The sequence below is a fragment of the Enterococcus sp. S86.2 genome (assembly GCF_059834485.2).
Genome location: NZ_CM206813.1, coordinates 2,315,592 through 2,342,261 on the forward strand (window position 1 = coordinate 2,315,592; position 26,670 = coordinate 2,342,261).

Sequence of the window (26,670 nt, forward strand, 5' to 3'; positions counted from 1 at the left end):
GAAATGACATATCTGTTTTAGCTTAATTTGTTTTTAGTATTTTTTTTAGCTAAAATGCAACTAACAAACCACAAAGGAGACGCGCCAATGAAGCAGCCTGCCCCACCTCAATTACCAGTTTTAATTAAAAATGATTTTTTTATTGAAGATGAAGCCTACTTTGAAGCAAATCGTTTTACTAATAGCGATCACAGCTATTTAACTGGTAAAAACATCATCATTCGTCAAAGTGAATTAGAAAAAATCACCTTGCATAAAACCCGCCTGGACAATTTCGAGGCTAGCAACGTGATTTTTCGTAATTGTGATTTTTCCAATATTGAATGGCTTAAAGCCAGCTTTCATCAAGTAATTTTTGAACAATGTAAGCTCACGGGAGCCAATTTTGCAGAAAGTTATTTACGCGATTGTCAATTTCACGACTGTCTTTGTGACTTTGTCTCTTTTAGTCAAGGAAATTTGAAAGTTGTGACTTTCGCCAATTGTCGCCTGACTGATAGTGAATTTTACAATCTGAAATGGCAACATATAAACTTCATTAACAATGATTTAACAGGTAGTAATTGGGGCCATACATCTTTAAACAAGCTTGATTTTAGCAATAACAAATTTTATCGCATCATTTTAGAGCAAGAAAACTTGCGCGGGCTCATTGTCAATTCCCAACAAGCCTTAGTTATTGCAGCTAGTCTGGGGCTTGTTATTAAAGATTAGCTTATTTAATCCGGCGCCACATAGCCAAAAGCATCCAAACAGATAAGCCAATGCTGATCAACATTGCAATCCCCCAACCAAAAACAGAATGGGAGAATGGCAGCGGAACATTCATGCCAAAAAAGCCCGTAACAATCGTCGGTACCGTAAGCAATAACGACCAAATAGTTAAAAATTTCATCGTATCATTCAAATTATTATTTAAAAGATTGTTATAGGCACCTGAAAGTTGGTCGATAACTTGAGCAGCTAAATTCGTCATCTCCACTGCTTGCTTGGCTTCAATTAGAGCATCTTCCAATTGCTCTTTTTCATTATCTTGCAGGCGATGGAAAATATTCAAGGCGCGGATTTGTTGCAATAAGACCGCATTTTGTTTGGTCGCTGTTACTAAATAGACCAAACCAATTTCAAGGTCAGAAAGTTCCAGTAAATTTTTATTTGTCGTCTTTTCCCGCAGTTTTTGATTTAAACGCATCCGCTCACTGTTCACTTCTTCAATCAAAGGAAAAAAAGAATCTGAGATTAAAAATAGCGTGTGGAACAATAAGCTGTATTCACTTTGTTTACTATTTTTGTGAAGTAAATTCTCCATCATATCTGCTACATAGCTGGTATGCTCTGTCGTAAAAGAAAAAAGATGATGTTCTTTAATAATAAAAGTCATCGGACTTGTTTCATAATGATTATCTGTTTTATGGCGATGAGGCACATTATAAACCAGTAAAAAAGCATGTTCTTCGGGATCATATTCTACCCGCGCGCGTTCGTTTTTATCTAAAGAATATGTCAGCATCTCATCACTTAACTGGTACTTTTCTTGTAATTCACTTAAAGTGGTGACACTGTGATTATCGACTTGGACCCAATAAGAGGCGCCTTGATTAAATTCTCTTTTATGTTCCATATTCCACCTCATTTGATTTTCTATCTTCAATTATAACAAAAAACGCTGGAATCCCTATTCATAAGCCTGGATTCCAGCGTTTTACTTTTTAGCCGATAAATTCTAATTGGCGAATTTCTGCCAACTTGTCATCAATCAGTTGGATAACTTCTTTTGCCGCTACTTCATCTTCCACGAAATTCAACAGATCGCCATCAATTTGTAATTTGGGACTCTCGTGATAGTTTTCAAACCACGCATCATAACGACGATTTAATTCTTGATAATAATCGTAAAGACTTGGATCATATTCCAATTGTTCAAACTCGCGACCACGTTTTTTAATTCGCGCTAACATCGTTTCAAAGGACACTTTGATGTGAACCAATAAATCAGGATGCTTTTTTTGAGCGGCAAATGGCAATTCTTGCATCATATTGGCCAACAATTCATCGTACACTTGTACTTCTGTGGCAGTTGCCCGACCCAAATCAGCATTTAAATGAAATAATAAAGAATCTTCATAGATCGAACGATCCAAAACATTGTCTTCGTGTTGCAATGCTTTTTTTATACTATCAAATCGTTTATTCAAAAAGTAAATTTGCAATAAAAAAGCATATTTATTGGGATCTTGATAAAATAAGGGCAATACTTCATTATCATCAACTGATTCATAAAATGCTTCGCTGTTTAAATGATTGGCAATCATTTCTGTTAAACTTGATTTACCTGCGCCAATGGTACCTGCTAATACAATCACACTCATGGACCTCCAACTCACCTATCACTAAATATTGTGTTTTTTCTCTACCTGACACACTATACCCCACAACATCTTGTTGCGTCAAATAAGAAAGTACTCACAAAAACAGGTACTATTTTGATAAAATCCGCTACCAATATGGCTTAAAAATTAGAACAAGCCACCTGAGTGAAAAAAATTATTTGACTGACAAAAAAATAGCTTTCTATAGTTTACCTTTATAAATGCAATGATTTTAAAAAAAGAAGTTAAAAAAATCTCTTAAGAAAAAATTGAAAAGCGTTGAAATTTTTCATAAACCCTTAACGATTCGCTTAATTTTTAGTAGAATGGACAAGCAGTACATATTTTGTTTTATTTAAATATAAAAAGAAATGAGGCATTTGCATGAAATCCAGTGGTGAAGGTAATGCCAATGGAAAAATTATTTTGATGGGGGAACATTCTGTTGTCTATGGAAAACCCGCCATCGCTTTTCCTTTCCAACCGACCCATGTCACAGCTGAAATAACCGACCACATTTACGACGTATTACGTTCGGGTTATTTTGTCGGTCCCTTAGCGAAGGCACCAAAAAGTCTGGAAAATATTAAAACACTCATTCACCAATTGCGTCATGACTTTTCTACGCCACCAGTACAAATTACAATTTCTAGTACCATTCCCGCTGAAAGAGGAATGGGATCAAGCGCTGCTGTTGCGGTAGCCATTACCCGGGCATTTTTTGATTGGCAAAATTTACCCCTAAGCCATGAGCTTTTATTAACCTATGTAAATTATGCTGAGAAAATTTCCCATGGGAATCCAAGTGGCATTGATGCTGCAGCCACAGCCGGTGATGAACCGATTTTATTTCAAAAAGGCGCAGCTTTTGAGACTTTTCCTATCAACATCAGTGGCTTTTTAATTGTGGCAGATACCGGTGTTAAAGGCAAAACCCGCCAAACTGTTAAAGCAGTAGCGCAACGTTTTGAACAAGATAATAAGACTACTGGTCATTTAATTAATGAGCTAGGAGACTTAACTTTAAAAGCTAAAAAGGCTATTTTAAATAATCAAGCCGCGTATCTGGGAGAACTAATGAATGCTGCCCAAAAAAATTTAGCCGCCCTACAAGTAAGCGATCAAACATTGGATAATTTAATTATGGTGGCCAATCAAAATGGTGCACTAGGCGCTAAACTAACTGGTGGTGGTAAGGGTGGCTGCATGATCGCCCTAGCTTCAGATTACAGTACCGCCAAAAAAATTACGACCGCTTTAACTAACCAAGGTGCCAAAGCAACTTGGATTCAAGAATTAGGAGTTTATCAATATGCTTAAAGGAAGTGCCCGGGCACACACCAATATCGCCTTAATCAAATACTGGGGCAAAGCCAATGAAGAATTAATTATTCCCATGAACAACAGTCTCTCATTAACTTTAGATGCTTTTTATACCGAGACGACAGTAATATTTTCAGAAGATTTAACAGCAGATACCTTTTATTTAGATGATATTTTACAAGATGAAAAAAGCACAGAAAAAGTCAGCCGCTTTTTAGACTTAGTGCGCAAAATGGCAACTTGTCCGCTTTTCGCTGAAGTAAAAAGTTATAATCATGTTCCTTATGCCGCTGGTTTAGCTTCATCTTCAAGCGGCTTAGCCGCCCTAGCTGCCGCTTGCAACCAAGCGCTGCAATTAGATTTGTCTGATCGGGATTTATCCCGCTTAGCGCGCCGTGGTTCAGGTTCTGCTTGTCGCAGTATTTTCCCTGGTTTTGTGGAATGGCAAAAAGGTAACAGTGATGAAACTTCTTTTGCTGAAGTGGTGCCAAGCAATGGCTGGGAAAATGAACTGGCAATGCTCTTTATTTTGATTAACGATCAAGAAAAAGATGTTTCCAGCCGTGATGGTATGCGACAAACAGTCGAAACTTCAGCCTTTTATGAAGGTTGGTTGCAAACGACACCGCAAGATTTAGCCAGTGCTAAAATTGCCATCCACGCGCAAGATTTTAATAAGTTAGGTAGCATCGCTGAAAACAATGCTTTAAAAATGCACGGCACGACATTAGCAGCCGTACCACCATTTACTTATTGGTCACCTGACAGTTTAAAAGCAATGCAGGCGGTCAGAAAAATGCGGGCAGCAGGAATCCCTTGTTATTTCACCATGGATGCTGGACCAAATGTTAAAGTATTATGCCTGAAAAAAGATGCTGAAAAAATCAAAGCTAAATTACGTGATTATTTTGCAGCAGATCAGCTTGTCACCGCTTTTAGTGGTCCAGGAATTACGTATTTATAAATGGAGACACATTACAGGGGGAAAAAGAAATGTTAGTGGAAGCTTCGGCTCCAGGAAAACTTTATATTGCAGGAGAATATGCCGTGGTTGAAGCAGGTCACCCTGCAATTATTATCGCCGTCGATCAATTTATCACAGTTACCATCACAAAAGCCACAAAAAGTGGTAGCATCCAATCGGCGCAATACAGTGAATTGCCAGTAAAATGGACGCGCCGCGGTGGCGAACTGGTTTTAGATATTCGGGAAAATCCATTTCATTATATTTTGGCAGCAATTAAAATCACCGAAAAATATGCCCAAGAACAAGGCAAACAATTGGCTTTCTTTGATTTAAAGGTCACAAGTGAATTGGATAACTCTAATGGTCGTAAATACGGTCTGGGTTCTAGCGGAGCGGTAACAGTCGCAACAGTAAAAGCATTAAGTGCATTTTATGAACTTTCGCTAACTCCCATGATGACTTTTAAACTCGCAGCCTTATCTCACCTAGAAGTGCAAGGCAATGGCTCTTGCGGAGATATTGCCGCAAGCTCTTACGGCGGCTGGATTGCTTTTTCTACCTTTGAACAAAATTGGTTGCAAAAACATCGCCAAGCAGAAAGTATCACGACTTTATTAGCAAAAAAATGGCCTAAGCTTGCTATTACACCGCTGCCAGAAGTTTCTCATCTGCGTTTGTTGATCGGTTGGACAGGATCTCCTGCGTCTACTTCTGATCTGGTGGATCAAGTAAATGAATCCAGAGCAGATAAGAAAACCTCTACTTCTTATGAAGAATTTTTAGCCACCAGTAAAGACTGTGTAGAGCAAATGATTACTGGTTTTCACACCCAAAATATCAGCTTGATAAAAAAAATGATCAAGAAGAACCGGCGGCTTTTAAACGAATTAACCCAAATCACCAATGTCACGATTGAAACACCTCCATTAAAAATGCTCTGTGATTTAGCTGAAAATTACGGTGGTGCTGCCAAATCCTCTGGCGCTGGTGGCGGTGATTGCGGTATCGTGATTACCGATCAAAAAAGTGGTATATTGCCTTTGATGAGCGTTTGGGAAAAAGCTGGTATCACACCGCTGCCCTTACACGTTTATCATTATCAAAAAAAGGTTGAAGAAAGGACGCAGCATGAATCGTAAAGATGAACACGTAAGCTTAGCAAAAGCTTTTCATAAAGAAAAAACAAATGATTTTGACGCAGTCCGTTTAATTCATACCCCGTTACCACAAATTGATGTAAAAGATGTCAGTTTAAAAACAGAGATTTTAAATCACGAAGAAAACTTTCCTTTTTTCATTAATGCCATGACTGGTGGTTCCAAAAAGTCATTACAGATTAATCACGATTTGGCCCTTATTGCTAAAGAATGTCAGTTAATGATGGCAACAGGCTCTGTCACAGCTGCTTTAAAAGACGAAAGTGTCAGTGATAGTTTTAAAATAGTGCGCCAGATTAATCCAGCTGGCTTTTTTCTTGCTAATATTGGTGCGCACAACGCCTTGGAAAATGCGCAACGTGCCGTGGAACTATTTGGTGCTAACGCCTTACAAATCCATCTAAATGCACCGCAAGAATTGGTCATGCCTGAAGGAGATCGAACTTTTTCGGATTGGTTAGACAACATCGCTGAAATTGTTGCAAAACTCCAAGTACCAGTAATAGTCAAAGAAGTTGGCTTTGGCATGACCAGAGAAGCGATGCTGCAATTAATCAGTGTTGGGGTTCAAACGATTGATGTTTCTGGTCAAGGCGGTACTAGTTTTACCCAAATTGAAAATGCACGCCGACCAAAACGTGAAATGGCGTATTTAAGTGAATTTGGCCAATCGACTGTTATTTCGTTACTTGAAGCTGCCCAAGTAACGCGCTCCTTTGAAGTAATCGCCTCAGGTGGCATTCGCAATGCTTTTGATATTTTTAAATCATTAATTTTAGGCGCTGACACAGTAGGTATTTCTGCCACCATTTTAAATCAACTTTTAAGCCACGGCGTTGAGGCTACGATTGAAATGATTCAAAATTGGCAAGAAGATTTGGCGCTTCTTTACACCATGGTAGGTAAAAAAAATACCCATAGTTTAGAAACAGTTCCGCTTATTTTTACTGATGAAGTTTGGCAGTGGTGCCAAGCCCGCGGCATTGATGTAAGAAAGTATGCAAGTAGAGGACAAAATGAAATACCGCTTCGTTTTTAAACTTCAGTTATCACTTAGATAAAACAAAAAATAACGTCTTTTTTCAAAATTTGAAAAGGACGTTATTTTTTATTGATCATTTTTTAAAAAGTCGTTTAAAAAAACCATTTTTTTCTGGTGCCGCACTTTCTTTTGTAACTGGTACTTTAGCTAAATCGACTACCAGATTAGGTTCTTTTTGCAAAGTCCGGTTGAGTTCTGTGATACCTTTTAAACTTTCTGTCAATCGCCGGATTGCCCCTGGTGTCAAATCAAATTTTGCTTTTGCTTCTGCTTGCCCTTCTGTTGACTGCAACTCACCAATAATAGCTTGTAATAAGGTATATTGTTGCTGCAAAATATTTCGTAATTCATAATTTTTAAGCTCGTTTTCTGCTTGATCTTTAAAAAAATATGTTACGACAGATAAACTTTCGCCGTAATCGACTAAGTCATTACGTAATTGGATTAATGTTGCGTCATCAGTAGGATTTTCAATTCCTGCGACAAATTTCTTCAATAATACTTGAGACGTTTTTAATTGCGCAATTGCTTCTGCTAACATTTTTTCACTTCCTTTCCCCTTATTTCTTTATAGCCAAGTATCAAATTATGTGCCCAAAAAGTCAAGAAGTATGAGAAAAGCTGAAGGAATCGCTCTGCCCTGAGCCATAAGACCACAATTTGCTAAAATGGCTGTTTCATTTTTGCTAATTTTGGCTTTTGGCCGAAGGGTGATTCAGAAAGCTAGACAGCTGGAAAAGCTTTTTGAACTCGTTTTGCTTCCAAGCATTAGAACGAAATTGCAATAAATTGCTTTTCAAATTTCTTGGAATTTTGGCTTAATGTCGCAGAAAGTTAGACATGAAAAATCTTCTGTAAATGAATTTATCTAGGCAAAGATTTTAACCTTTTCTAGTAAAAAACCGCCCAGCTGCTAAGAAGCCGGGCGGTTTTTGTTAATCAAAAATATCAAATATCGTCTTAAACGTCAGCTATAAAATTAAGCTTTTTCGTTGTACGCTTCAATAATGATACCTTTTAATTCAGAGATTAAAGGTTCTTTTGGATTTGCTGTTGTACATTGGTCTTCATAAGCAAGTTCTGCCATACGATCAACAGTTGTATCCAATGTTTGTTGCGTTACACCTTGGGCTTTCAAGCTCATGTCGATGCCGACTTTTTTACCTAATTCGTAAACTGCTGTTGCTAATGCTTCAACTAATTCTTCAGTTGTTTCACCTTTAAGGCCTAAGAATTTCGCAATATCCGCATAGTCTGTATCAGCACGGAAGTAGTCATATTTAGGGAACATCGCATGTTTTTGTGGGTCTTTGGCATTGTAACGGATGATGTGCGGTAATAAAATCGCATTTGTACGTCCGTGAGGAATACCGTATTCGCCACCAATTTTGTGTGCAATTGAGTGACAAATACCCAAGAATGCATTCGCAAATGCCATACCAGCCATTGTTGAAGCGTTATGCATTTTTTCACGAGATTCCATATCCGGTGTTTTCACTGATTTTTCTAAATAGTCAAAGACAATTTTAATTGCTTGTAAACTTAAACCACGTGTGTAATCAGATGCCATAACAGAAACATATGATTCAATTGCGTGAGTTAATACGTCCATACCTGTATCGGCAGTCACACCTGCTGGTACTGACATTACAAACTGAGGATCCACGATGGCAACATCTGGAGTCAATGCGTAGTCAGCTAACGGGTATTTTACATGGGTTTCGCTATCTGTGATAACTGCAAATGGTGTTACTTCTGAACCAGTACCTGAAGTAGTTGGGATACATACAAATTGTGTTTTTTCAGGTTTGCCAATTTTGTAAGTCCGTTTGCGGATATCTAAGAATTTTTGTTTCGCGCCAAAGAATGAAGTGTCTGGGTGTTCAAAGAACATCCACATACCTTTTGCCGCATCCATTGCAGAACCACCACCAAGAGCAATTACTGTGTCAGGTTGGAAAGCGTTGAATACTTCAAGACCTTTGTAAACAGTGTTTGTTGAAGGGTTAGGTTCAACATCTGAGAAGATTTCAATTTTCACATCGTTTTTACGACGAGCTAAAACTTCACGAACTGTATCTGCGTAACCAAATTGCACCATACCTGGGTCACAAACGATCATGACACGTTCAACATTTTCCATTTTTTCCAAGTACAATAAAGAGTTCTTTTCAAAGTAAATTTTTGAAGGTAATTTGAACCACTGCATGTTATTTCTCCGTTTCGCGATAGTTTTAACGTTGATTAAGTTGATCGCAGATACGTTCTTAGATACAGAGTTACGACCGTAAGAGCCACAACCTAATGTTAATGATGGAATCATTTCGTTGTAGATATTCCCGATACCACCTTCAGCAGATGGAGAGTTTACTAAGATCCGGCAAGCTTTCATTTTCAAGCCATATTGTAATTGCAAGTCTTCGTTTTCAGAGTGGATAACTGCTGTATGGCCAAGACCGCCTAATTCCAACATACCTTGCGCTAAGTCAAAACCGTGTTCTGTGCTTTCAGCTTTCATCATAGCTAAAACTGGTGATAATTTTTCGCGAGATAATGGATAATCCGCACCCACACCGTCAAGTTCTGCGATTAGCATTTTTGTCCCTTCAGGAACTTTGATACCGGCTAATTTTGCAATTTCAACTGCTGGATGACCAACGATTGCTGGGTTAACAGCATATTTACCTTCGTTCATTACAGCATCTTCTAATTTTTTCAATTCTGATTTTTTCACAACATAACATTGATGCGCTTCAAATTCAGCTTTAACAGCAGCGTAGATTTCTTTATCGACAATCACGCCTTGTTCAGAAGCACAGATCATACCGTTATCAAATGTTTTTGAAACGATAACGTCATTTACTGCCCGTTTGATTTTAGCTGTTTTTTCGATGTAAGCTGGTACGTTACCTGCACCTACACCTAGAGCTGGTTTACCAGTTGAATAAGCTGATTTAACCATACCAGGACCACCAGTTGCTAATACAATGGCAACGCCTGGATGATTCATTAATTTTTGTGTTGCTTCGATTGAAGAATGTTCTTTTTCAATCCATTGGATACAGTTTTCAGGAGCACCTGCTGCAATTGCTGCGTCACGCACGATACGAGCTGCTTCTTTTGAACATTCTTGTGCAGATGGGTGGAAAGAGAAGATAACTGCATTTGCAGTTTTCAATGAGATCATCGCTTTAAAAATTGTTGTTGAAGTTGGGTTAGTTGTTGGTACAACTGCTGCAACCACGCCAACTGGTCCTGCAACTTCGATTAAACCTTTTTGCTTGTCTTCGCCAATAATGCCGACTGTTTTATCGTGTTTAATTGAATTCCAGATATATTCTGATGCGTACATGTTTTTGATTGCTTTATCTTCAACAATCCCACGACCAGTTTCTTCAACTGCCATTTTTGCTAAAGGCATATGTTTGTCTAAAGCAGCCATTGCCATTTCATGAACGATTTTATCTACTTGTTCTTGTGTAAAGTTTTCCATTTGTTTAGCAGCCGCATTTGCTTTTGCTGCCAAATCGTCGATTACTGCATCTGTATCGATTACTTTAACTTCTTTTTCCAATGTCTTAGCCATTGTGTTCCTCCTAAAAGTTGGTTAAATTTTCTTTGTTAATCATTTCACATACAGAACTATACACTATATTTTTTTCGTTGTAAATACTTTTTGTGATTTTTTTCACAGTTTTTGTTATAACGCTGTTTTTACTGTTCCAATCACGTTTTAGCAAACATTGATTTAAAAACAAAGAAAGCAGTTACAAGATTTTCATCTATTGTAACTGCTCATAAAATATTTTTTTATTTCGTTAGATAAAATGAAAATAGATTAATTATAACTTAAGTATTTTATTTTCATTTAGACTTTTTAATACCATTTAAAAGCTCGTGCAAAATGCCACAATTTATTTTTAAGTGAAACTTTTTACCATTTTTTCTAAGCCCAGTTCTAACTTGCTTTTTGAACACCCGATATTTAGACGCAAGAAATTACTCCCCTCATCGCCGTAAACACTGCCATCCATAATTGCAACTTGCCCAATTTCTATTAAACGTCGTTGGACAACTTCCATTGGTAAATTAAGTTTTGTGATATCTAACCACATCAAATACGTTGCTGTTGAATCAACGATTTTTATTTGCGGCAAATTTGCTGCCAGATATTTTTTAACAAATGCAAAATTGGTGTCTAAGTATTCATTTAATTCATCCACCCAGTAACTACATTCATAATACGCAGTCATAGTAGCCAACATGCCAAGATTGCTAGCTGAAGACAGACCATCTTGATTTTTCAAAGCCAGTTGAAACTGCTCGCGTATTCTTTCATCTGGTAAAATGGCGTATGAAAAAATTAACCCTGGAAAATTGAAAGTTTTAGACCCCGATGTTACTAGCGCAACATTTTTATCCATGAAATCTATAATCGGGTGGTGCTTTTGCCCCTTACGAAGGATATCCATATGAATTTCATCACTGATCAAAAAGACATCGTATTGCCAACACAAGCTGACAATTTTAGCCAATTCTTCTTTTTGCCACACGCGTCCAGTAGGATTGTGAGGAGAACATAATAACAGCACCGTATTCTCTTGACTTGCTAATTTTAGTTCTAAATCTTGCCAATCAATTTCATACTGACCTTCTTCATAACGTAAGGGATTGGGAATAATTTTACGCTCATTGCCAGCAATTGTTTTATAAAACGCATCATAGGCCGGCGTTTGAACGATAACACCTTCTCCTTTTTTAGAGACGATTTGCAATAATTTTGAAATGCTATACATGACTGTCGGACTATAAACGATATCTTCTGGCGTAAGATAACTCGTGAACCTTTTTTCATACCAATGTAAAATACTTTGTTTAAATGTTTCGTGATTCCAGCGGGTATAACCAAAAACTGGATGTTGCAACCGGTCTTTTAAAGCTGTCATTACTTCATCAGGTAAAGCAAAATCGGTATCTGAAATCGTAAAGGGTAGCAAGTCCGCTACGCCAAAACGATCTTGAACATAATCCCATTGGGTACAAAATGTACCTTTACGATTGACGACTGTGTCAAAATCCATCGTCTTTGCCTCTTTTCTTAAATCAAATTGTCTAGTGCATTGCGCACTGTTGTAACTTTAGTACCGATAATGACTTGAACATTGGTATCATCCAAATGCACGACGCCTAAAGCCCCTAATTTTTTCAATTCATCATCTCGAACTTTTTTGCCATCTTGTAAAACTAAACGAAGACGTGTAATACAATTGTCCAATGATTCAATATTTTCTGCGCCACCTAAAGCATTTAAAATGCCCGTCGCATCATAGCCACCTTTTTTAGCGTAGTTTGTCTCAGTATCAGTGTATTCTGTTTCATCTACTACTGCCTCACGACCTGGTGTTTTCAAGTCTTTTCGTAAGATAACGGTTTTAAAGACGAAGTAGTAAATTGCAAACCAAAAAGCACCCACGATTAATACCATCCACCATTTCGTATAATTACCTTGCATTACACCAAAGATTAAGAAGTCTAATACCCCACCATCTGTGTTGCCAATCGTAACTCCTAATAAGCTCATAATCATAAAACCAGCGCCAGTCATAATAACATGGAAAATCCATAGTAATGGGCTAATAAACAAAAATAGAAATTCAATCGGTTCTGTAATTCCCGTGACAAAAGTTGCAATTACGCCGGAAATTAATAGACCTTTAATTTTATGACGATTTTCTGGTTTGGCAGTTTGATACATTGCCAGTGCGGCTGCTGGTAGACCAAACATAAATGTAGGCATTTTACCTTGTGATAAAAAGGCAGTAGCAGCAGAGCTGATTGGTAAATTATTTTGCAATTCTGCATAAAAAATATTTAAAGCACCAAAAACTTCTTTACCATCAATTACTGCATGACCCCCAGCTTCTGTGAAACGAATCATAGATACTAGAATATGATGCAGGCCAAATGGGAGTAATAAACGTTCGCCTGAACCAAATAAAAATGGACCAAATGGACCAGCTTTTTGAATTAAAGTGCCAATACCAGTAATAAGTAAAGCAAATACTGGCCAAATCATCGGAATCGCTGTCCCTACCAACGCCATTACAAGTGATGTGATAATTGGGACAAAACGAGCGCCTGAAAAGAAAGCAAAACTATCTGGCAGCTGCGTTTGATAAAAACGATTATGCAGATGATAGACGATTACTCCGGCAATAATACCCCCTAGTACACCCATTTCTATTGTCTGAATACCAAAGACCATTCCTTGGCCTGCTTCTCGTAAACTTTCAGCAGCAGCTAAGTTGTTTGTTTCAGTTAAGTAAAAATTGATGGCTAAATTCATTACAACGTAGCCGACAAAACCAGAAAAGGCTGCCACCCCTTTTTCTTTACGAACTAAACCTAAAGGAATTGCCATGGCAAACATAACTGGTAAATAAGTAAATGCAAAACCACCAATCGCTGACATAAAGCGGAAGATAACTTGTAAAATATCATTTCCTAAAAATGGTAAGGCTTGGATTGTTGACTCACTAGAAAATGAACTCCCAATCCCTAGTAAAATCCCCATAAACGCCAGCAATGCTACTGGAAGCATAAACGTTTTTCCTAATCCTTGAAAAAATTCCCAAAACCCAGCTTTTTTCTTCATTCTTGTGTCCTCCACACTTGTTATTTTTATTATCATCTGTTCTTATGCTAATTAAATGAGTGCTGTAAATTATTTCGGATACATTAGATAAGTTTCAGTGATAATTTTTAATTTGTGGTAGTGCATAATATTTTTTTATTTTACTACACATCACCTGTAACAAGAAAAATGTTATGTATCCGCTTTCTTATTACTTGTCTTATTTTAGCCAGTTAAAACAAAAATGCAATATTTGCGAAAGATAATGAAAGAGCATACAAGATTTTGTATGCTCTTTCATTATCGCTATTGCCATTTTTATCCCATTTTTTCTGCTAGTTTCATCATTAAAATATCTGTAACAGCTGTTAAAGACACCCGCGAGCTTAAATCAACTTGATCAAAATAGACCATTTCTACCATAACTTGTAAGGGATAGTCCGCTAGTTTAGCCAAGGTTGAATTCTTCGTTCCCACGATAGCAATGATTGGAACTTTATTTGCCATCAGGTTACGGGCGTATTCCATTAAATGAATTGTCTCGCCGCTATTGGAGACAATAATTGCGGCATCTTTTTTTGTTAAAGATTTAGAAACCGCTTGAAGTTCATCCCAATCAATTCTGGCAGAGGCATTTTTACCTAAGAAGGTTAATTTGCGTGCAGCTTCGATACAATTTGGCAAACTGCCTCCAACACCAAATATTTCAATTTTTTCAGCATGAAACAACTTTGTCACTACTTCATCTAACGGCTCTTTTTGCAACAGACGAAATGTTTGATGCAATTGTTTTTCAATTGAGGTCATAATGGTTTTTATGTCGTGATCAATTCGTAAATCGTGCTGTTCTGCTTTTTCCACATCGTCATATTGCGCAATCGCGTATTTTAATTCTTGAAAGCCGCGAAATCCCAGATGTTTTGCCGTACGCGATACTGTCGCCGTTGAAATGAACAGCTCCCCAGCGACTTCATCGGCGGTCATCTGCCCAATTTTTTGCGGATTACGTAAAATATAATCAAAAACTTGGCGTTCCAATTCACTTAGCTGGTCCCGTCTTTTTTGTAATTTATTAATTAAGCTTTGCATTTTTTTCTCCTTGTATTAAAAAGGTCGTGCAAACTCCATCTTTTTTATGTATCGGGTATTTTTTTATTAGCTGACTAACACTAAAGGATAAAAGAAAAATCCCGCAAAAGCAGGATTATTCTTTATCGCTATTTTCGTCAGTTGAATCTGTTGAATCAGAAATTAAGTCTTCTGTTTTAACTTCTGTCACCGTATCGTCAACTACGACAGATTTACCAGGAGTAATTGATTTGATTGCTTGTTTATCAAAGACAAGAAACACACCTTCGCAATCGATTGTTACGGTTTTATTCGTTTCGTCAACTTCAGACAAAACACCATGCAAGCCGCCGATTGTTACAACTTCATCGCCTGGTTTCATTGCATTCAACGTATTTTGACGTTCTTGTTGTTGTTTTTTCGTTGAACGTGACATAAACCACATTGCCCCTAATAAAACAACGAACATGATAATCGTTGGTAAGCCACCCATTTTATTCACCTCGTTTAATTTGATTCACAAGAATAACTTTAACAAAGATTCTTTACTTAAACTAGTTTTTTCTATGAATTTTAAAAACTTTTCGCGTTTTCTTTATTATAGCCATATTCTTCAAAGAAAGCTTGACGAAATTCTAACAAGTTATCATCCATGATTGCTTGGCGAACTTGTTTCATTAGATTCAACAAGAAGTATAAGTTGTGATATGTGGTTAAACGAATCCCAAAGGTTTCATCACAATGAATCAAATGACGAATATATGCGCGACTGTAATTACGACAAGTATAGCAATCACATTTTTCATCTAATGGTCTAAAATCGTGGGCAAATTTTGCATTTTTTACAACTAACCGGCCTTGTGAAGTCATACAAGTACCATTGCGGGCAATTCTTGTTGGTAAGACACAGTCAAACATGTCAATTCCGCGAATCACACCATCAATTAGTGAATCTGCTGCCCCAACGCCCATTAAATAGCGGGGCTTATGATCTGGAATCAGCGGTGTTGTGAAATCTAAGACGCGATTCATTTCAGCTTTTGGTTCACCAACTGATAACCCACCAATAGAATAGCCGGGAAAATCCATACTAATTAAATCTTTGGCACTTTGACGACGTAAATCTTCAAAGCCAGCTCCTTGGATAATACCAAACAAACCTTGGCGATCTGGATTGGCGTGGGCTTCTAATCCTCTTTGTGCCCAACGTGAAGTCCGTTCAACGGATTTTTTGACATAATCATAACTTTCATCAAACGGCGGACATTCATCAAAACTCATCATAATATCTGAACCCAGTTTATTTTGAATATCAATCGCTTTTTCTGGTGATAAGAAAAGCGGTGCACCATTTAAGTGATTTTTAAAATGAACGCCTTCTTCGGTGATATTACGCATATCGGCTAATGAAAATACTTGAAAGCCACCTGAATCAGTTAAAATAGGTTGATCCCAATTCATAAACTTGTGCAAACCACCAGCTTCTGCAACTAGATCTTCTCCTGGTCGTAGCCATAAATGGTAAGTGTTACTCAAAATTACTCCGGCACCCATTTCCTTTAATTCTTCTGGCGCCATAGTTTTTACAGTTGCTAATGTTCCTACTGGCATAAACATTGGGGTTGGAAAAGTCCCGTGAGGTGTAATCAGTTCACCTAACCGAGCTCCCGTATGCTTTTCTTTTTTTATTAAACGGTATTTGATGGCTGGTTCTTGTGCCATTTTACTCCCTACTTTCTACTTTGTTCTTTGTAGCTTCAACCATCATAAAGGCTCGGGAAAAAATTTGCAAGGTCATAATTTCTACTGTTATTTTCTCTTAATAAATGTGCCTTTATTCCTTTAAAAAAAGGCAAAATACAGAAAAATTCTTGTAATTTTCCAAAAGTTAAAGTTTTTGTTATACTAATATTACTTTGAAAAAGGAGTTGAAAAAAATGAAATCATCTGGTGAATTAAAGTTAGAAGCAAAACAAATGCTACAAGGGCGCTGGAAAGATGCCGTTTTAATGAACTTAATCCCAACGGTTATTGGTATTGCAATTGCAGCAATTATTATCATTCCTCTTATTGCTATTATTAGTGGTATCGCACTTTTTAGTCCTGATACATTGGATACCGTTTCAAATGGGATTCAAAACAGTAACGGTGATGTCTCTTGGACAGCACAAATTGGACAACAAGGTGGCGGCATTATTAGCGGGCTTCTGACCTCTATTTTTGTCTCTGGAATGTCTTGGACTTTCTTAGATATTTACCGTGGCAAACGTGTGGACATCCATCCAATGAGTGATATTTTCCGCGCATTCAAAAGCCCTTATCTAGTTGGCGTTGTATGTATTTACCTACTTTCAACAATCTTTATTGGTTTGTGGTCTTTACTATTCTTAATTCCTGGGATTGTTAAAAGTTATTCTTATTCACAAGCGAACTTTATCTATTACGATATTTTAGATGGTACTGGCCAAAAACCAGGTTATCTTGAATGTATTACTGCAAGCCGTCGCTTAATGAACGGCTACAAAGGCCAGTTATTCTGGTTGGATCTAAGCTTTATCGGTTGGCACATCTTGGCAGTATTGACTTGCGGTATTGGCTACTTATGGTTAAATCCTTATATTTATGCCACTAAAGCAGCTTTTTACAACAACTTACCAAACGAAGCCGAAACTTTTTAATAAGTCATACTAGTGTAAAAAGATCAAACACAAAAAACCTCTGTTACTTTCATTTTAGATGAAGGCAACAGAGTTTTTTTTATCTTAGCGTAAAAAGAGCATTCTAAAAATTTCAGGAATTTTTTATTCTTCGTCAGTTGAAAAATGAAACTTAATCATTTCATTTACAAATACCGGGACGATTGATAAAATCGCCACTAAAAACCAGTGATTTAAGCTAATATGCACTAAATTAAACAAGTCTTGTGTAAAAGGCAACAAAGCAATTGCAGTTGTAATCAAAATCGCTAAGACTGCCATTTCAAACAATGATTTATTCGTTGCTAATTTCACTTGGAAAATCGAACGACTGCTCCGAACATTAAAAACATGAATAATCGAAGAATAGGCTAAGACTAAAAAGGCAACCGTCTGACCTACTTCAGCACTTGCATCTACCCATGGACTAACGCTATCCACAAAAGAACCAAGATAATAACCAAATAGTGTTACTACAGTAAAGATACCTGCATTTACCGCAATCTTCTGCCAAAGACCACGGGCAAAAATTCCTTCATGAGCTGGAATTGGTGGCTCATTCATAATTCCCACTTCAGCTGGCTCTCTTCCTAAGGCAAAGCCTGGCAAGCCGTCTGCTACAACATTTACAAATAGCAATTGCACAGCACTAAATGGTGCTCCCCAGCCAATCAGCATGGCAATAAGGACGATGAAAATTTCTGAGATATTACAGCTTAATAAAAAGTTGATCGCTTTACGGATATTTTGATAAACAGTTCGCCCCTGCGCAACTGCATCAACAATTGTAGCAAAATTATCGTCGGTTAAAACAATATCTGCTGCTCCTTTGGCGACATCTGTCCCGGTAATTCCCATCGCACATCCAACGTCACTAGCATTTAGTGCCGGTGCATCATTGACACCATCTCCGGTCATGGCCACGACAGCACCCGTTCGCTGCCATGATTTTACAATTCTGATTTTATCTTCTGGTGTTACACGAGCATAGACGGTTAAATCTTTTACTTTTCCATCTAATTCATCATCGGTTAATTTTTGCAATTGCGACCCGGAGATTGCTTGATTTTTGTGATTCAAAATACCTAACTCTTTGGCGATTGCACTAGCAGTTACTACGTGGTCCCCTGTAATCATAACGGTCTTAATTCCTGCCTTGCGTGCTTTTTTAATCGCACCTTTACTTTCAGGTCGCGGCGGATCGATCATCCCCACTAATCCCAGTAAGCGTAAATCTTGTTCCAAATTTTCCGAAGTGATCTCAGTTGGCTCTGCCTCAAAGATTCGATACCCAACTGCAATGACGCGCAACGCCTTTTTCCCAAAACGATCATTTACAACTTGTGCCCGCTCTACGTCCCCATAATGAAATTTGGGCATTAAAACATCAAAGGCGCCTTTGGTAACGGAAAGAAATTTCTTATTCCCCATTTTATGCACCGTTGTCATCATCTTGCGCTGTGAATCAAAAGGCAATTCTGCAATCCGCGGATATTCTTCATCTAATTCTTTTTTTGTATGATAATTTTCTTCGATCGCTCTTACAATGGCAACTTCTGTCGGGTTACCCTTGACGATTACTTCATCATCTTCGCCTTTTTCTACAATGACATCGGTACAAAGGCTGGCAATTTTTAATACTTCCATCGCTTCATCTGTCATGCCATCTTCAACGTCTGTTACTTCATCACCTCTAGACCAAACACGGCGAACTTGCATTTTATTTTGAGTCAAAGTACCGGTTTTATCCGAACAGATCACACTTGCAGTCCCGAGCGTTTCGACTGCCGGTAATCGTCTAATGATTGCATTTTTCTTGGCCATTTTCTGCACGCCATAAGCTAATGTTAATGTGACAATGACAGTTAGGGTTTCAGGAACTGCCGCAACAGCTAAAGAAACCGACGTCATAAACATCTCTAAAATTGGCTCATTTTGTAAATACCCAATTAAAAAGACTAAAGCTGCAGCAACCAAAGCAATTAAACTGATCCGTTTGCCTAATTGATTTAACCTTTTTTGTAAAGGTGTCAAAGAAGTGCCTGCATCACTTAACAAGCCTGCAATTTTACCCATTTGCGTTTGCATCCCGGTAGCAGTAACAATCGCTTGTCCGCGTCCATTTACGACAGTACAGCCTTTGAAGACCATGTTTTGCTGATCTCCTAATGGCAATTGTTCCTCACTAACAAAATCAGCATCTTTTTCCACCGGCTCACTTTCCCCGGTCAACGCAGACTCCTCAATTCGCAATTGGGAAGCTTGCGTTAAACGAGCATCCGCCGCAATCATTGCACCATTTTCAATAACCAATAAATCACCTGGTACTAATTCATCCGCATCGATATCTTTTTGCTGACCGTCTCTTATAACAGTTGCCGTTTGTTTGTTCATATCCTGCAACGCACTGAGCGCTTTTTCAGCATTTCCTTCTTGCACAATTGTCAAAACCGAATTAATGACAATAATCGCAATAATCAAAATTCCTTCAAATAAGTCACCATGATCCGTTGCAATGGCGGTGTAAAACGAAATAATTGCCGCTACCATTAAAACTAATGTAGTAAAATCCGTTAAACTTAATAAAATTTTCTTTAACATGGAATCTTTTTTTTCTTCAGCAAAACGGTTTGGTCCATATTTTTCATAACGCGTTTTTGCTTCATCTTGACTAAGGCCTGCTTTACTTTGTGAAGAAAACTCCTTCACTATTTCGTCCGCTGTTTTTTTATAATAGTCCATCATCTTCTCTCCCTTTAATTTAATTCACAATCTAACTATAACATATGATTTTTTAAGACCACAAATTATATGCGGTTTTTTCACAAATGTTCATATTTTATTCATATTTAAGGTAGGAATTTTCTTTTGAAAAAGGTGAGTTTATTACTTGAAAGCGCTTTTATATCGTGCTATACTATGGGTGTAAGGAAGGAAGATATTTGTTGGAAAGGAGATCTCGAAAAGAAGAAAAATTAAACAAGCTAAAAGTTGTTCGATGTACAAGATTCACCTAGATTTATATGTGTGAAGTAGCACCAAATTATAAATAGTGAATGCGTATTAGAGGTTGAGAATTAAGCAACATGTAGTAAAAAAATCAATACGTAACAATTACAGGATACAAGATTACAAGTGAATAGCAACAAGAATCACATGTTTTAGTGTAGAAAATGTAGTGAAAACAAAATTTTATGTTTAACACAAGAGATTAATACTTTGCATATATAAACTGCAAATACCCTTTTCAACAAATCCTTCCATGATATAAAAGAGGATGGGCACTCGAGAGCCCATCCTCTTCTTTTTGTCTTTTTAACTATTGCAAAAAAGTGTACAAATAGTATTTCAATAGACTTCAGTGTTGCACTTTTGATTATCTAAAGCGCTATCTTTTTTCATTAAGAAGTTTGGCTGTTACAATAATCTATGTAGGTCACGCTAAAAATAGAGAGGAGAAATTTGAATGAATCGATTAGAATCAAAGCCACTACAAACACGCAACATTGTGCTGGGTGCTTTATTTTTATGTATCGGGTTTACACTATTATCGCTTTTCACATGGGCCTGGTGGGCACTGCTATTAGGAAGTATCGCTGCTTGGCTTATCGTCTTTAAGAAAGACTTATTTACTATTTTTACCTTCCCAAAGCATCCTTGGATTATACTAGTAGGATTTGTCGGTTACTTAATTTTAGGTATTGTTGTTGGTACCTTGGCTAATTTTTTAGGTTTTTCTTGGGCAGGTAATCCCATTGCCAACCAGCTGGGCAGTATGCTGTTAAAAATTCCCTTTATGTTATTGGGAGAAGAATTATTAGGTATCGGCATTTTAGAAACCGCTAGAAATAAAGGTCTATCTTTAATGAGTAGCTCACTTTTGAGCGCCTTGCTTTTTGGCTTGATGCATAGCTTTGTTTATTGGGATGGTTCCATATTTTCAACCTTGCTCCACGTTTTACTGCTCCAAGGAGTGGCACGCCTGATTTTTAACTCCGTCTATTTAAAAACAAATCGCAGTATTTGGGGCTCTTGGCTTTCTCATGTATTGGTGGATATTGTTACGCTTATTTTCTAATTCACTTTCGCCACATCTCAAACCGGCAAAATGCTTTTAACTTGTCAGAACCTAGTTAAGGGAGGATAAATCTTTATTTTCCCATAAAAAATTCCTAAGCGGATATTTTCCTTTAAAATTAGAGCAAAGCTAATCTTAAAGGATCACTACCTGCTTAGGAATTTTTTAACGCCATTTATTTTACAAACATTGCATCGCCAAAACTAAAGAAGCGGTAACGCTCGTTTATGGCATGTTGATAAGCATCCAAAGTTAATTTACGACCGGCAAAGGCACTGACTAACATAACTAATGTTGATTTTGGTAAGTGAAAGTTGGTACTGAAAGCTTGGACAACTTTAAATTCATAGCCTGGCGTAATAAAGATATCCGTCCAACCGCTATCTGCCTTAATTTCACCATCAAATTTCGTACCAATTGTCTCCAAGGTACGAATGGATGTCGTTCCTACTGCGACAATCTTGCCCCCATTTGCACGAATATCATTTAACACTTGGGCGGCTTCTTCGGTCAGACGGTAAAATTCACTGTGCATCTGGTGTTCAGCGATATTATCGACACTAACCGGTCGGAATGTGCCAAGTCCCACATGTAATGTTAGATAAACCAATTTGACCCCTTTTGCTTCAATTGCGGCTAATAATTCAGGGGTAAAGTGTAATCCTGCCGTTGGCGCTGCCGCCGAACCATTTTCTTTTGCATATACTGTTTGATAGCGATCTGGGTCTTCTAAACGTTCTTTGATATAAGGTGGTAACGGCATTTCTCCTAATGATTCCAAGATTTCTAAGAAAATGCCCGTATATTTAAAAGTAATAATGCGACCACCATGTTCTAATTCTTCTTCTACCACGGCTTTTAATCTACCATCGCCAAAAACAATTTCTGTCCCCACTTTAGCTCTTTTAGCAGGTTTAATCAGTGTTTCCCATGTATCACCTTTGGTATTGGTTAAAAGTAAAACTTCTAAATGGCCCCCTGTATCTGGTTTTTCGCCATGCAAACGGGCTGGTAAAACACGCGTGTCATTCATGACTAGCGCATCGCCAGAATTCAATTCATCAATAATATCCCCAAAGTGTTTGTCTTCCATTTCACCTGTTTGCCGATTTAAAACTAACAAACGTGAACTAGAACGCTTTTCCAAGGGCGTTTGCGCAATTAGTTCTTCTGGCAAATCAAAATCAAAATCTTCTGTTGTTAACATATTTACCACTCTTTTCCTGAAATTGTCTTTTGTATTTTAACACTTTTTAGAAGCCTTGACGATGAATGAGACACAATACTTGCTGAAAAGACTTTTAGCAAGTATCCTTACATTAAGTAAGAGAAACTTAGCCCCTGCTTTGTTTTCTCCAATTTTAAAAAGAGGTGTCTTTTATGCCAGCGTTTCATCATATTTCGTTATTAACCAAAGACCGCAAGCAAAATGTTGCGTTTTATACTGAACTGTTGGGTATGCGTTTTGTTAAAAATACTGTCAATCAAGAAAATAATAGAATGCTACATTACTACTACGGTGATTATACCGGCAGTCCCGGCAGTGTTGTTACTTTTTTTGTTGTGCCCCATCTTGGGCAACGATATGATCACGACCACTTTTTAGCCACGATTGGATTAAAGATTCCCAAAAATAGTTTGAATTATTGGCAAGAACGGTTAGAAAATGCCGGTGTTGCGGTTACCCAACAAGAAAATCAACTATTTTTTGATGATCCTGATAATGTAGCTGTAATCTTAACAGAAGTACCAGAAGGTCCATTAAAACCTGAATTACAGGTCAAAAATGATATTCCTGGTGACAAACAAATCCTCGGGTTGGCTTCAACACAACTACATGTAGCTGATCTCGAAAAAACGGCGGACTTTTTCAAACGCTATTTGGATTGGGATGTGGTCGCTGGTCAAATCAAACTAAGTGAAAGTGAACATTTAGAAATCTATCAAACAAAGACCCCAGAAAAAATGCGGATGGGTCGTGGTAGTATCGACCATGTTGCCTTTGCGGTAAAAGATGATGCTGCCTTAGATGATTTATACAAAAAAGCACAAGAGCAAAATTGGAATATTGAAGAAATTATTTCCCGTGGTTACTTCAAGAGCCTCTATATTCGTGAACCAGGTGGTAACCGACTTGAATTTGCTACGATGTCGCCAGGCTTTACTATCGATGAACCTTTGGAAACATTAGGGGAAAGTTTTGCTTTACCACCATTTTTAGCTGATAAGCGGGCGGAAATTGAAGCCAATTTATATCCAGTTGACTAAAAATATTTTACTTAGGCCCAGTGACAATCTTTGTCACTGGGCCTTTTTTTGCATACATGTTCTGTGTCTGGAATTTTTTTGAAACAAAGGGCATCAATTTAAAAATATACGAAGCTAATTTGAGTTTATCTGTTTAATAAGAACCACAGATTGCCTTTAGGATTTCTTTATCCCGACGTGAATTTTTTCATACAGGATTTAAATAAGCCAAAAATAATAAAACGCTGTCATTCACCCTTTAATTCATTTATTTTTGCAAAAATATGCGTATTATTTGTCATATTTTCCATTTACTTTCATACTAGTAGTGATACCTACAGGGAAAAAAGATGAAGAGGTGAAGCACATTGATCGAATTTCAACATGTAACAAAAATTTACAAAGGCGGCAAAGTCGCTGTCGAAGACGTCAATTTGTCTTTTGATAAGGGGGAATTTATTTGTTTTATCGGCACAAGTGGTTCTGGTAAAACGACTTGTATGCGGATGATTAACCGGATGAATGAACCGACAAAAGGAAAAATTTTAATTAATGACAAAGACATCAAGGAAGTTAATCCGGTGGAATTACGACGCAAAATTGGCTACGTAATTCAAAATATCGGCTTAATGCCCCATATGACGATTCGAGAAAATATTACCTTGGTCCAAAAGCTACTGAAAGTAGATGAACAAACTCGCAAAGAAACTGCAGAAAAAATGATTGATCTAGTGGAATTACCACGAGAAATGTTAGATCGTTACCCTGCTGAACTCTCCGGCGGTCAACAACAGCGCATTGGGGTAGTACGCGCCCTTGCAGCCAACCAAGACATCATTTTAATGGATGAACCTTTTGGTGCCTTAGATCCCATTACCCGTGACGCGTTACAGGATTTAGTGAAGGATCTACAAGAACGTTTAGGTAAAACGATTGTTTTTGTTACCCACGATATGGACGAAGCTTTAAAATTAGCCAACCGCATTGTCATTATGAGTGAAGGTAAAGTGATCCAATTTGATACGCCAGAAAATATCTTGCGTAATCCTGCGAATGAGTTTGTCGAAGAATTAATTGGTGAAGATCGCTTATTACAAGCAAAACCTGATACAACCACCGTTGGCGAAGTTATGTTAAAAAGCGCGATTACGATCACACCAGAAAAATCTTTACGTGAAGCAATCTCTTTGATGCGGGAAAAACGCGTGGATACGCTGCTGGTAACAGATAACAGCAAAATATTAAAAGGGTTTATCGACGTCGAGTCTATCGATAAAATGCGCGGAAAAGCCTCTAGTGTGGGGGATATTTTGAATAAAGACGTCTTTTATGTCAAAGAAGATAAATTACTACGGGACGTGTTGCAGCGCATTTTAAAACGGGGCTTAAAATATGTTCCAGTGGTGGATCAAAAAACCCGCGTCGTCGGAATTTTAACCCGCGCCTCATTGGTTGATATTGTTTACGATGTTTTATGGGGTGATGAAGCTTCCATCAGTGAAGCGATTGAATCTGCAAAAGAGGAGGCGTAAAGCATGGCTGATTTTTTTGCAAAACACGGTTCTGAAATTTTAAATAAAAGTTTTGAGCATATTTATATATCTTTTTTTGCTTTACTATTAGGGATTGTTATTGCAGTGCCTTTAGGTGTTCTTTTGACGCGCTTTAAAAAAGCAGCTAACATTGTGATTACAGTCACCTCTGCGTTGCAAACTATCCCCTCTCTTGCACTTTTGGCATTGATGATTCCCATTTTTGGTGTTGGGAAAGTACCGGCGATTATTGCCTTATTCATCTATTCGCTTTTACCAATTTTACGGAATACCTACATTGGGATGAAAAATGTCGATGGCAATTACCTAGATGTCGCCCGCGGAATGGGCATGACGAATTTGCAGTCAATTTTTAGTGTGGAACTGCCAATTGCGATGCCAACCATTATGGCCGGAATTCGCTTAGCCTCAGTTTATGTCATCGCCTGGGCAACGCTAGCCTCTTATATCGGTGCTGGCGGTTTGGGGGATCTAATTTTCAGCGGGTTAAATAACTACCAACCTGATTTAATTTTTGCTGGGACTATTCCAGTAACACTATTGGCTTTATTAAGTGATTTTCTTTTAGGTTTATTAGAAAACTATTTAACGCCAAAAGCTTTAAGGGGGGCAGACGAATGAAAAAATTAAAAACACTCTTCCTTACGCTGATGACGACGGTTTTATTAGCTGGTTGTTCATTTCCTGGACTAGCTTCTTCTAGTAGTGAAAATACAGTTGCCATTACTGGTGGTATTACTTCTGAAGCACAAATTTTAGCGAGTTTAGTCGCTGGTATGATTGAACACTACACCGATTTGGATACGACAATTATTAATAACTTGGCGACTACTACAATTAACAACCAAGCTATGATAAATGGCGACGCTCAAATTTCAGCCGCGCGCTATACCGGGACTGACTTAACTGCCACCTTAGGCATGGAACCGGTCAAAGATCCCGCCGAAGCTTTTAAGATTGTAAAATCCGAATTTAACAAGCGTTATCAACAAACTTGGTTTAAATCTTATGGTTTTGACAATACGTATACGTTTTTAGTTCGCAAAGATACAGCTGAAAAGTATAATTTGAAAAAAATCAGCGACTTAAAAAATGTAAGTGACAAGCTAGTTGCCGGCGTCGATACTTCTTGGATTAATCGTAAAGGTGATGGGTATGACGGCTTCCAAAAAGAATATGGTTTTTCATTTAAAAATATTTTACCGATGCAAATTGGCTTAGTTTATGACGCAGTAGCCGCCGGCAAAATGGATATCGTATTAGGCTACTCCACCGATGGCCGGATTGCCAGCTACGACTTGGTGATGTTAGAAGACGATTTAAAATTCTTCCCACCTTATGATGCAGCTGCTATTGCCGATAATGCATTGTTAAAAAAATACCCTGATTTACAGACGGCATTAGGACGCCTAGAAGGTGTTATAGACACCAAGCAAATGCAAAAATTAAATTATGAAGCCGATAATAATTTAGTTGAACCTTCTGTCGTTGCAGAAAAATTTCTTAAAGACAACCACTATTTCGAAGGGAAGTGAG

Annotated in this window: 22 protein-coding genes; 11 read left to right on the plus strand and 11 right to left on the minus strand. The window is 37.7% G+C overall.

All coding sequences use genetic code 11. From position 1 onward, the window contains the following. The first annotated feature begins 87 nt into the window (after positions 1-87). Positions 88-714: a pentapeptide repeat-containing protein gene (locus tag AC6R0T_RS10995; RefSeq protein WP_230711269.1), complete on the plus strand. Its 627-nt coding sequence runs from the start codon at positions 88-90 to the stop codon at positions 712-714. 1 nt (position 715) lies between these two features. On the opposite strand, the gene AC6R0T_RS11000 is transcribed toward AC6R0T_RS10995, so the two are convergent. After that, positions 716-1,621, minus strand: coding sequence for a magnesium transporter CorA family protein (locus AC6R0T_RS11000; protein WP_016173743.1), 906 nt, complete (start codon positions 1,619-1,621; stop codon positions 716-718). Between the two features lie 88 nt (positions 1,622-1,709). Continuing rightward, positions 1,710-2,369, minus strand: coding sequence for a deoxynucleoside kinase (locus tag AC6R0T_RS11005; RefSeq protein WP_206903592.1), 660 nt, complete (start codon positions 2,367-2,369; stop codon positions 1,710-1,712). A gap of 384 nt (positions 2,370-2,753) precedes the next feature. On the opposite strand from AC6R0T_RS11005, the gene mvk reads away from it, so the two are divergent. From mvk to fni, 4 genes are read left to right on the plus strand one after another with little or no spacing between them, the layout of a single operon-like run. Further along, positions 2,754-3,689: a mevalonate kinase gene (gene mvk / locus AC6R0T_RS11010; protein WP_206903591.1), complete on the plus strand. Its 936-nt coding sequence runs from the start codon at positions 2,754-2,756 to the stop codon at positions 3,687-3,689. Next, entirely contained in the window at positions 3,682-4,656 is a 975-nt protein-coding gene (gene mvaD / locus AC6R0T_RS11015; protein WP_195515713.1) for a diphosphomevalonate decarboxylase, read from the plus strand. The genes mvk and mvaD overlap by 8 nt, the downstream gene beginning before the upstream one ends. Positions 4,657-4,685: 29 nt before the next feature. Then, complete coding sequence (locus AC6R0T_RS11020; RefSeq protein WP_195515715.1) at positions 4,686-5,798, plus strand: phosphomevalonate kinase; 1,113 nt, start codon at positions 4,686-4,688, stop codon at positions 5,796-5,798. After that, a complete protein-coding gene (fni, locus tag AC6R0T_RS11025) occupies positions 5,788-6,855 on the plus strand; it encodes a type 2 isopentenyl-diphosphate Delta-isomerase (protein WP_195515716.1) in 1,068 nt (355 codons plus the stop codon). Before AC6R0T_RS11020 ends, fni begins: the two co-directional genes overlap by 11 nt. Positions 6,856-6,931: 76 nt before the next feature. On the opposite strand, the gene AC6R0T_RS11030 is transcribed toward fni, so the two are convergent. The 7 genes from AC6R0T_RS11030 to tgt form a co-directional block, all read right to left on the minus strand. Continuing rightward, positions 6,932-7,399 carry a hypothetical protein gene (locus tag AC6R0T_RS11030; protein ID WP_230711267.1) on the minus strand — a complete coding sequence of 156 codons (468 nt, stop codon included), beginning with the start codon at positions 7,397-7,399 and terminating at the stop codon, positions 6,932-6,934. Between the two features lie 438 nt (positions 7,400-7,837). Continuing rightward, entirely contained in the window at positions 7,838-10,444 is a 2,607-nt protein-coding gene (adhE, locus tag AC6R0T_RS11035) for a bifunctional acetaldehyde-CoA/alcohol dehydrogenase (RefSeq protein WP_206903586.1), read from the minus strand. 334 nt (positions 10,445-10,778) lie between these two features. Next, positions 10,779-11,939: a MalY/PatB family protein gene (locus AC6R0T_RS11040; protein WP_303753483.1), complete on the minus strand. Its 1,161-nt coding sequence runs from the start codon at positions 11,937-11,939 to the stop codon at positions 10,779-10,781. 17 nt (positions 11,940-11,956) lie between these two features. Further along, positions 11,957-13,513: a maltose/glucose-specific PTS transporter subunit IIBC gene (malX, locus tag AC6R0T_RS11045; protein WP_303753482.1), complete on the minus strand. Its 1,557-nt coding sequence runs from the start codon at positions 13,511-13,513 to the stop codon at positions 11,957-11,959. Positions 13,514-13,810: 297 nt separating this feature from the next. Continuing rightward, positions 13,811-14,581, minus strand: a complete 771-nt coding sequence (locus AC6R0T_RS11050; RefSeq protein ID WP_206903584.1) for a MurR/RpiR family transcriptional regulator — start codon at positions 14,579-14,581, stop codon at positions 13,811-13,813. A gap of 115 nt (positions 14,582-14,696) precedes the next feature. Then, entirely contained in the window at positions 14,697-15,053 is a 357-nt protein-coding gene (gene yajC / locus AC6R0T_RS11055) for a preprotein translocase subunit YajC (RefSeq protein WP_206903658.1), read from the minus strand. An 80-nt stretch (positions 15,054-15,133) separates the two neighbouring features. After that, positions 15,134-16,282 (minus strand): tRNA guanosine(34) transglycosylase Tgt, encoded by a 1,149-nt coding sequence (gene tgt, locus AC6R0T_RS11060; protein WP_206903583.1) that lies wholly within the window; start codon positions 16,280-16,282, stop codon positions 15,134-15,136. A gap of 215 nt (positions 16,283-16,497) precedes the next feature. On the opposite strand from tgt, the gene AC6R0T_RS11065 reads away from it, so the two are divergent. Beyond that, positions 16,498-17,238: a DUF975 family protein gene (locus AC6R0T_RS11065; protein ID WP_206903582.1), complete on the plus strand. Its 741-nt coding sequence runs from the start codon at positions 16,498-16,500 to the stop codon at positions 17,236-17,238. Positions 17,239-17,361: 123 nt separating this feature from the next. Here the strand turns inward: AC6R0T_RS11065 and AC6R0T_RS11070 are convergent, their stop codons facing one another. Next, positions 17,362-19,998 carry a cation-translocating P-type ATPase gene (locus AC6R0T_RS11070; protein ID WP_303753481.1) on the minus strand — a complete coding sequence of 879 codons (2,637 nt, stop codon included), beginning with the start codon at positions 19,996-19,998 and terminating at the stop codon, positions 17,362-17,364. Positions 19,999-20,722: 724 nt separating this feature from the next. Here AC6R0T_RS11070 and AC6R0T_RS11075 point away from each other — a divergent pair. Further along, the gene (locus AC6R0T_RS11075; RefSeq protein WP_303753479.1) at positions 20,723-21,334 is read left to right on the plus strand and encodes a CPBP family glutamic-type intramembrane protease; all 612 of its coding nucleotides are present in this window, start codon (positions 20,723-20,725) and stop codon (positions 21,332-21,334) included. A gap of 175 nt (positions 21,335-21,509) precedes the next feature. Here AC6R0T_RS11075 and queA read toward each other — a convergent pair whose 3' ends face one another. Further along, positions 21,510-22,541: a tRNA preQ1(34) S-adenosylmethionine ribosyltransferase-isomerase QueA gene (queA, locus tag AC6R0T_RS11080; protein ID WP_303753478.1), complete on the minus strand. Its 1,032-nt coding sequence runs from the start codon at positions 22,539-22,541 to the stop codon at positions 21,510-21,512. A gap of 173 nt (positions 22,542-22,714) precedes the next feature. Between queA and AC6R0T_RS11085 the strand changes: the two genes are divergently transcribed. From AC6R0T_RS11085 to AC6R0T_RS11100, 4 genes are all read left to right on the plus strand, one after another. Continuing rightward, a complete protein-coding gene (locus AC6R0T_RS11085) occupies positions 22,715-23,602 on the plus strand; it encodes a VOC family protein (RefSeq protein ID WP_303753477.1) in 888 nt (295 codons plus the stop codon). A gap of 347 nt (positions 23,603-23,949) precedes the next feature. Next, on the plus strand, positions 23,950-25,113 hold the full coding sequence (locus AC6R0T_RS11090; protein WP_206903577.1) for a betaine/proline/choline family ABC transporter ATP-binding protein: 1,164 nt from the start codon (positions 23,950-23,952) through the stop codon (positions 25,111-25,113). Between the two features lie 3 nt (positions 25,114-25,116). Further along, entirely contained in the window at positions 25,117-25,755 is a 639-nt protein-coding gene (locus AC6R0T_RS11095; protein WP_206903576.1) for an ABC transporter permease, read from the plus strand. After that, the gene (locus AC6R0T_RS11100; RefSeq protein ID WP_282462096.1) at positions 25,752-26,669 is read left to right on the plus strand and encodes an osmoprotectant ABC transporter substrate-binding protein; all 918 of its coding nucleotides are present in this window, start codon (positions 25,752-25,754) and stop codon (positions 26,667-26,669) included. Before AC6R0T_RS11095 ends, AC6R0T_RS11100 begins: the two co-directional genes overlap by 4 nt. Position 26,670 lies beyond the last annotated feature (1 nt).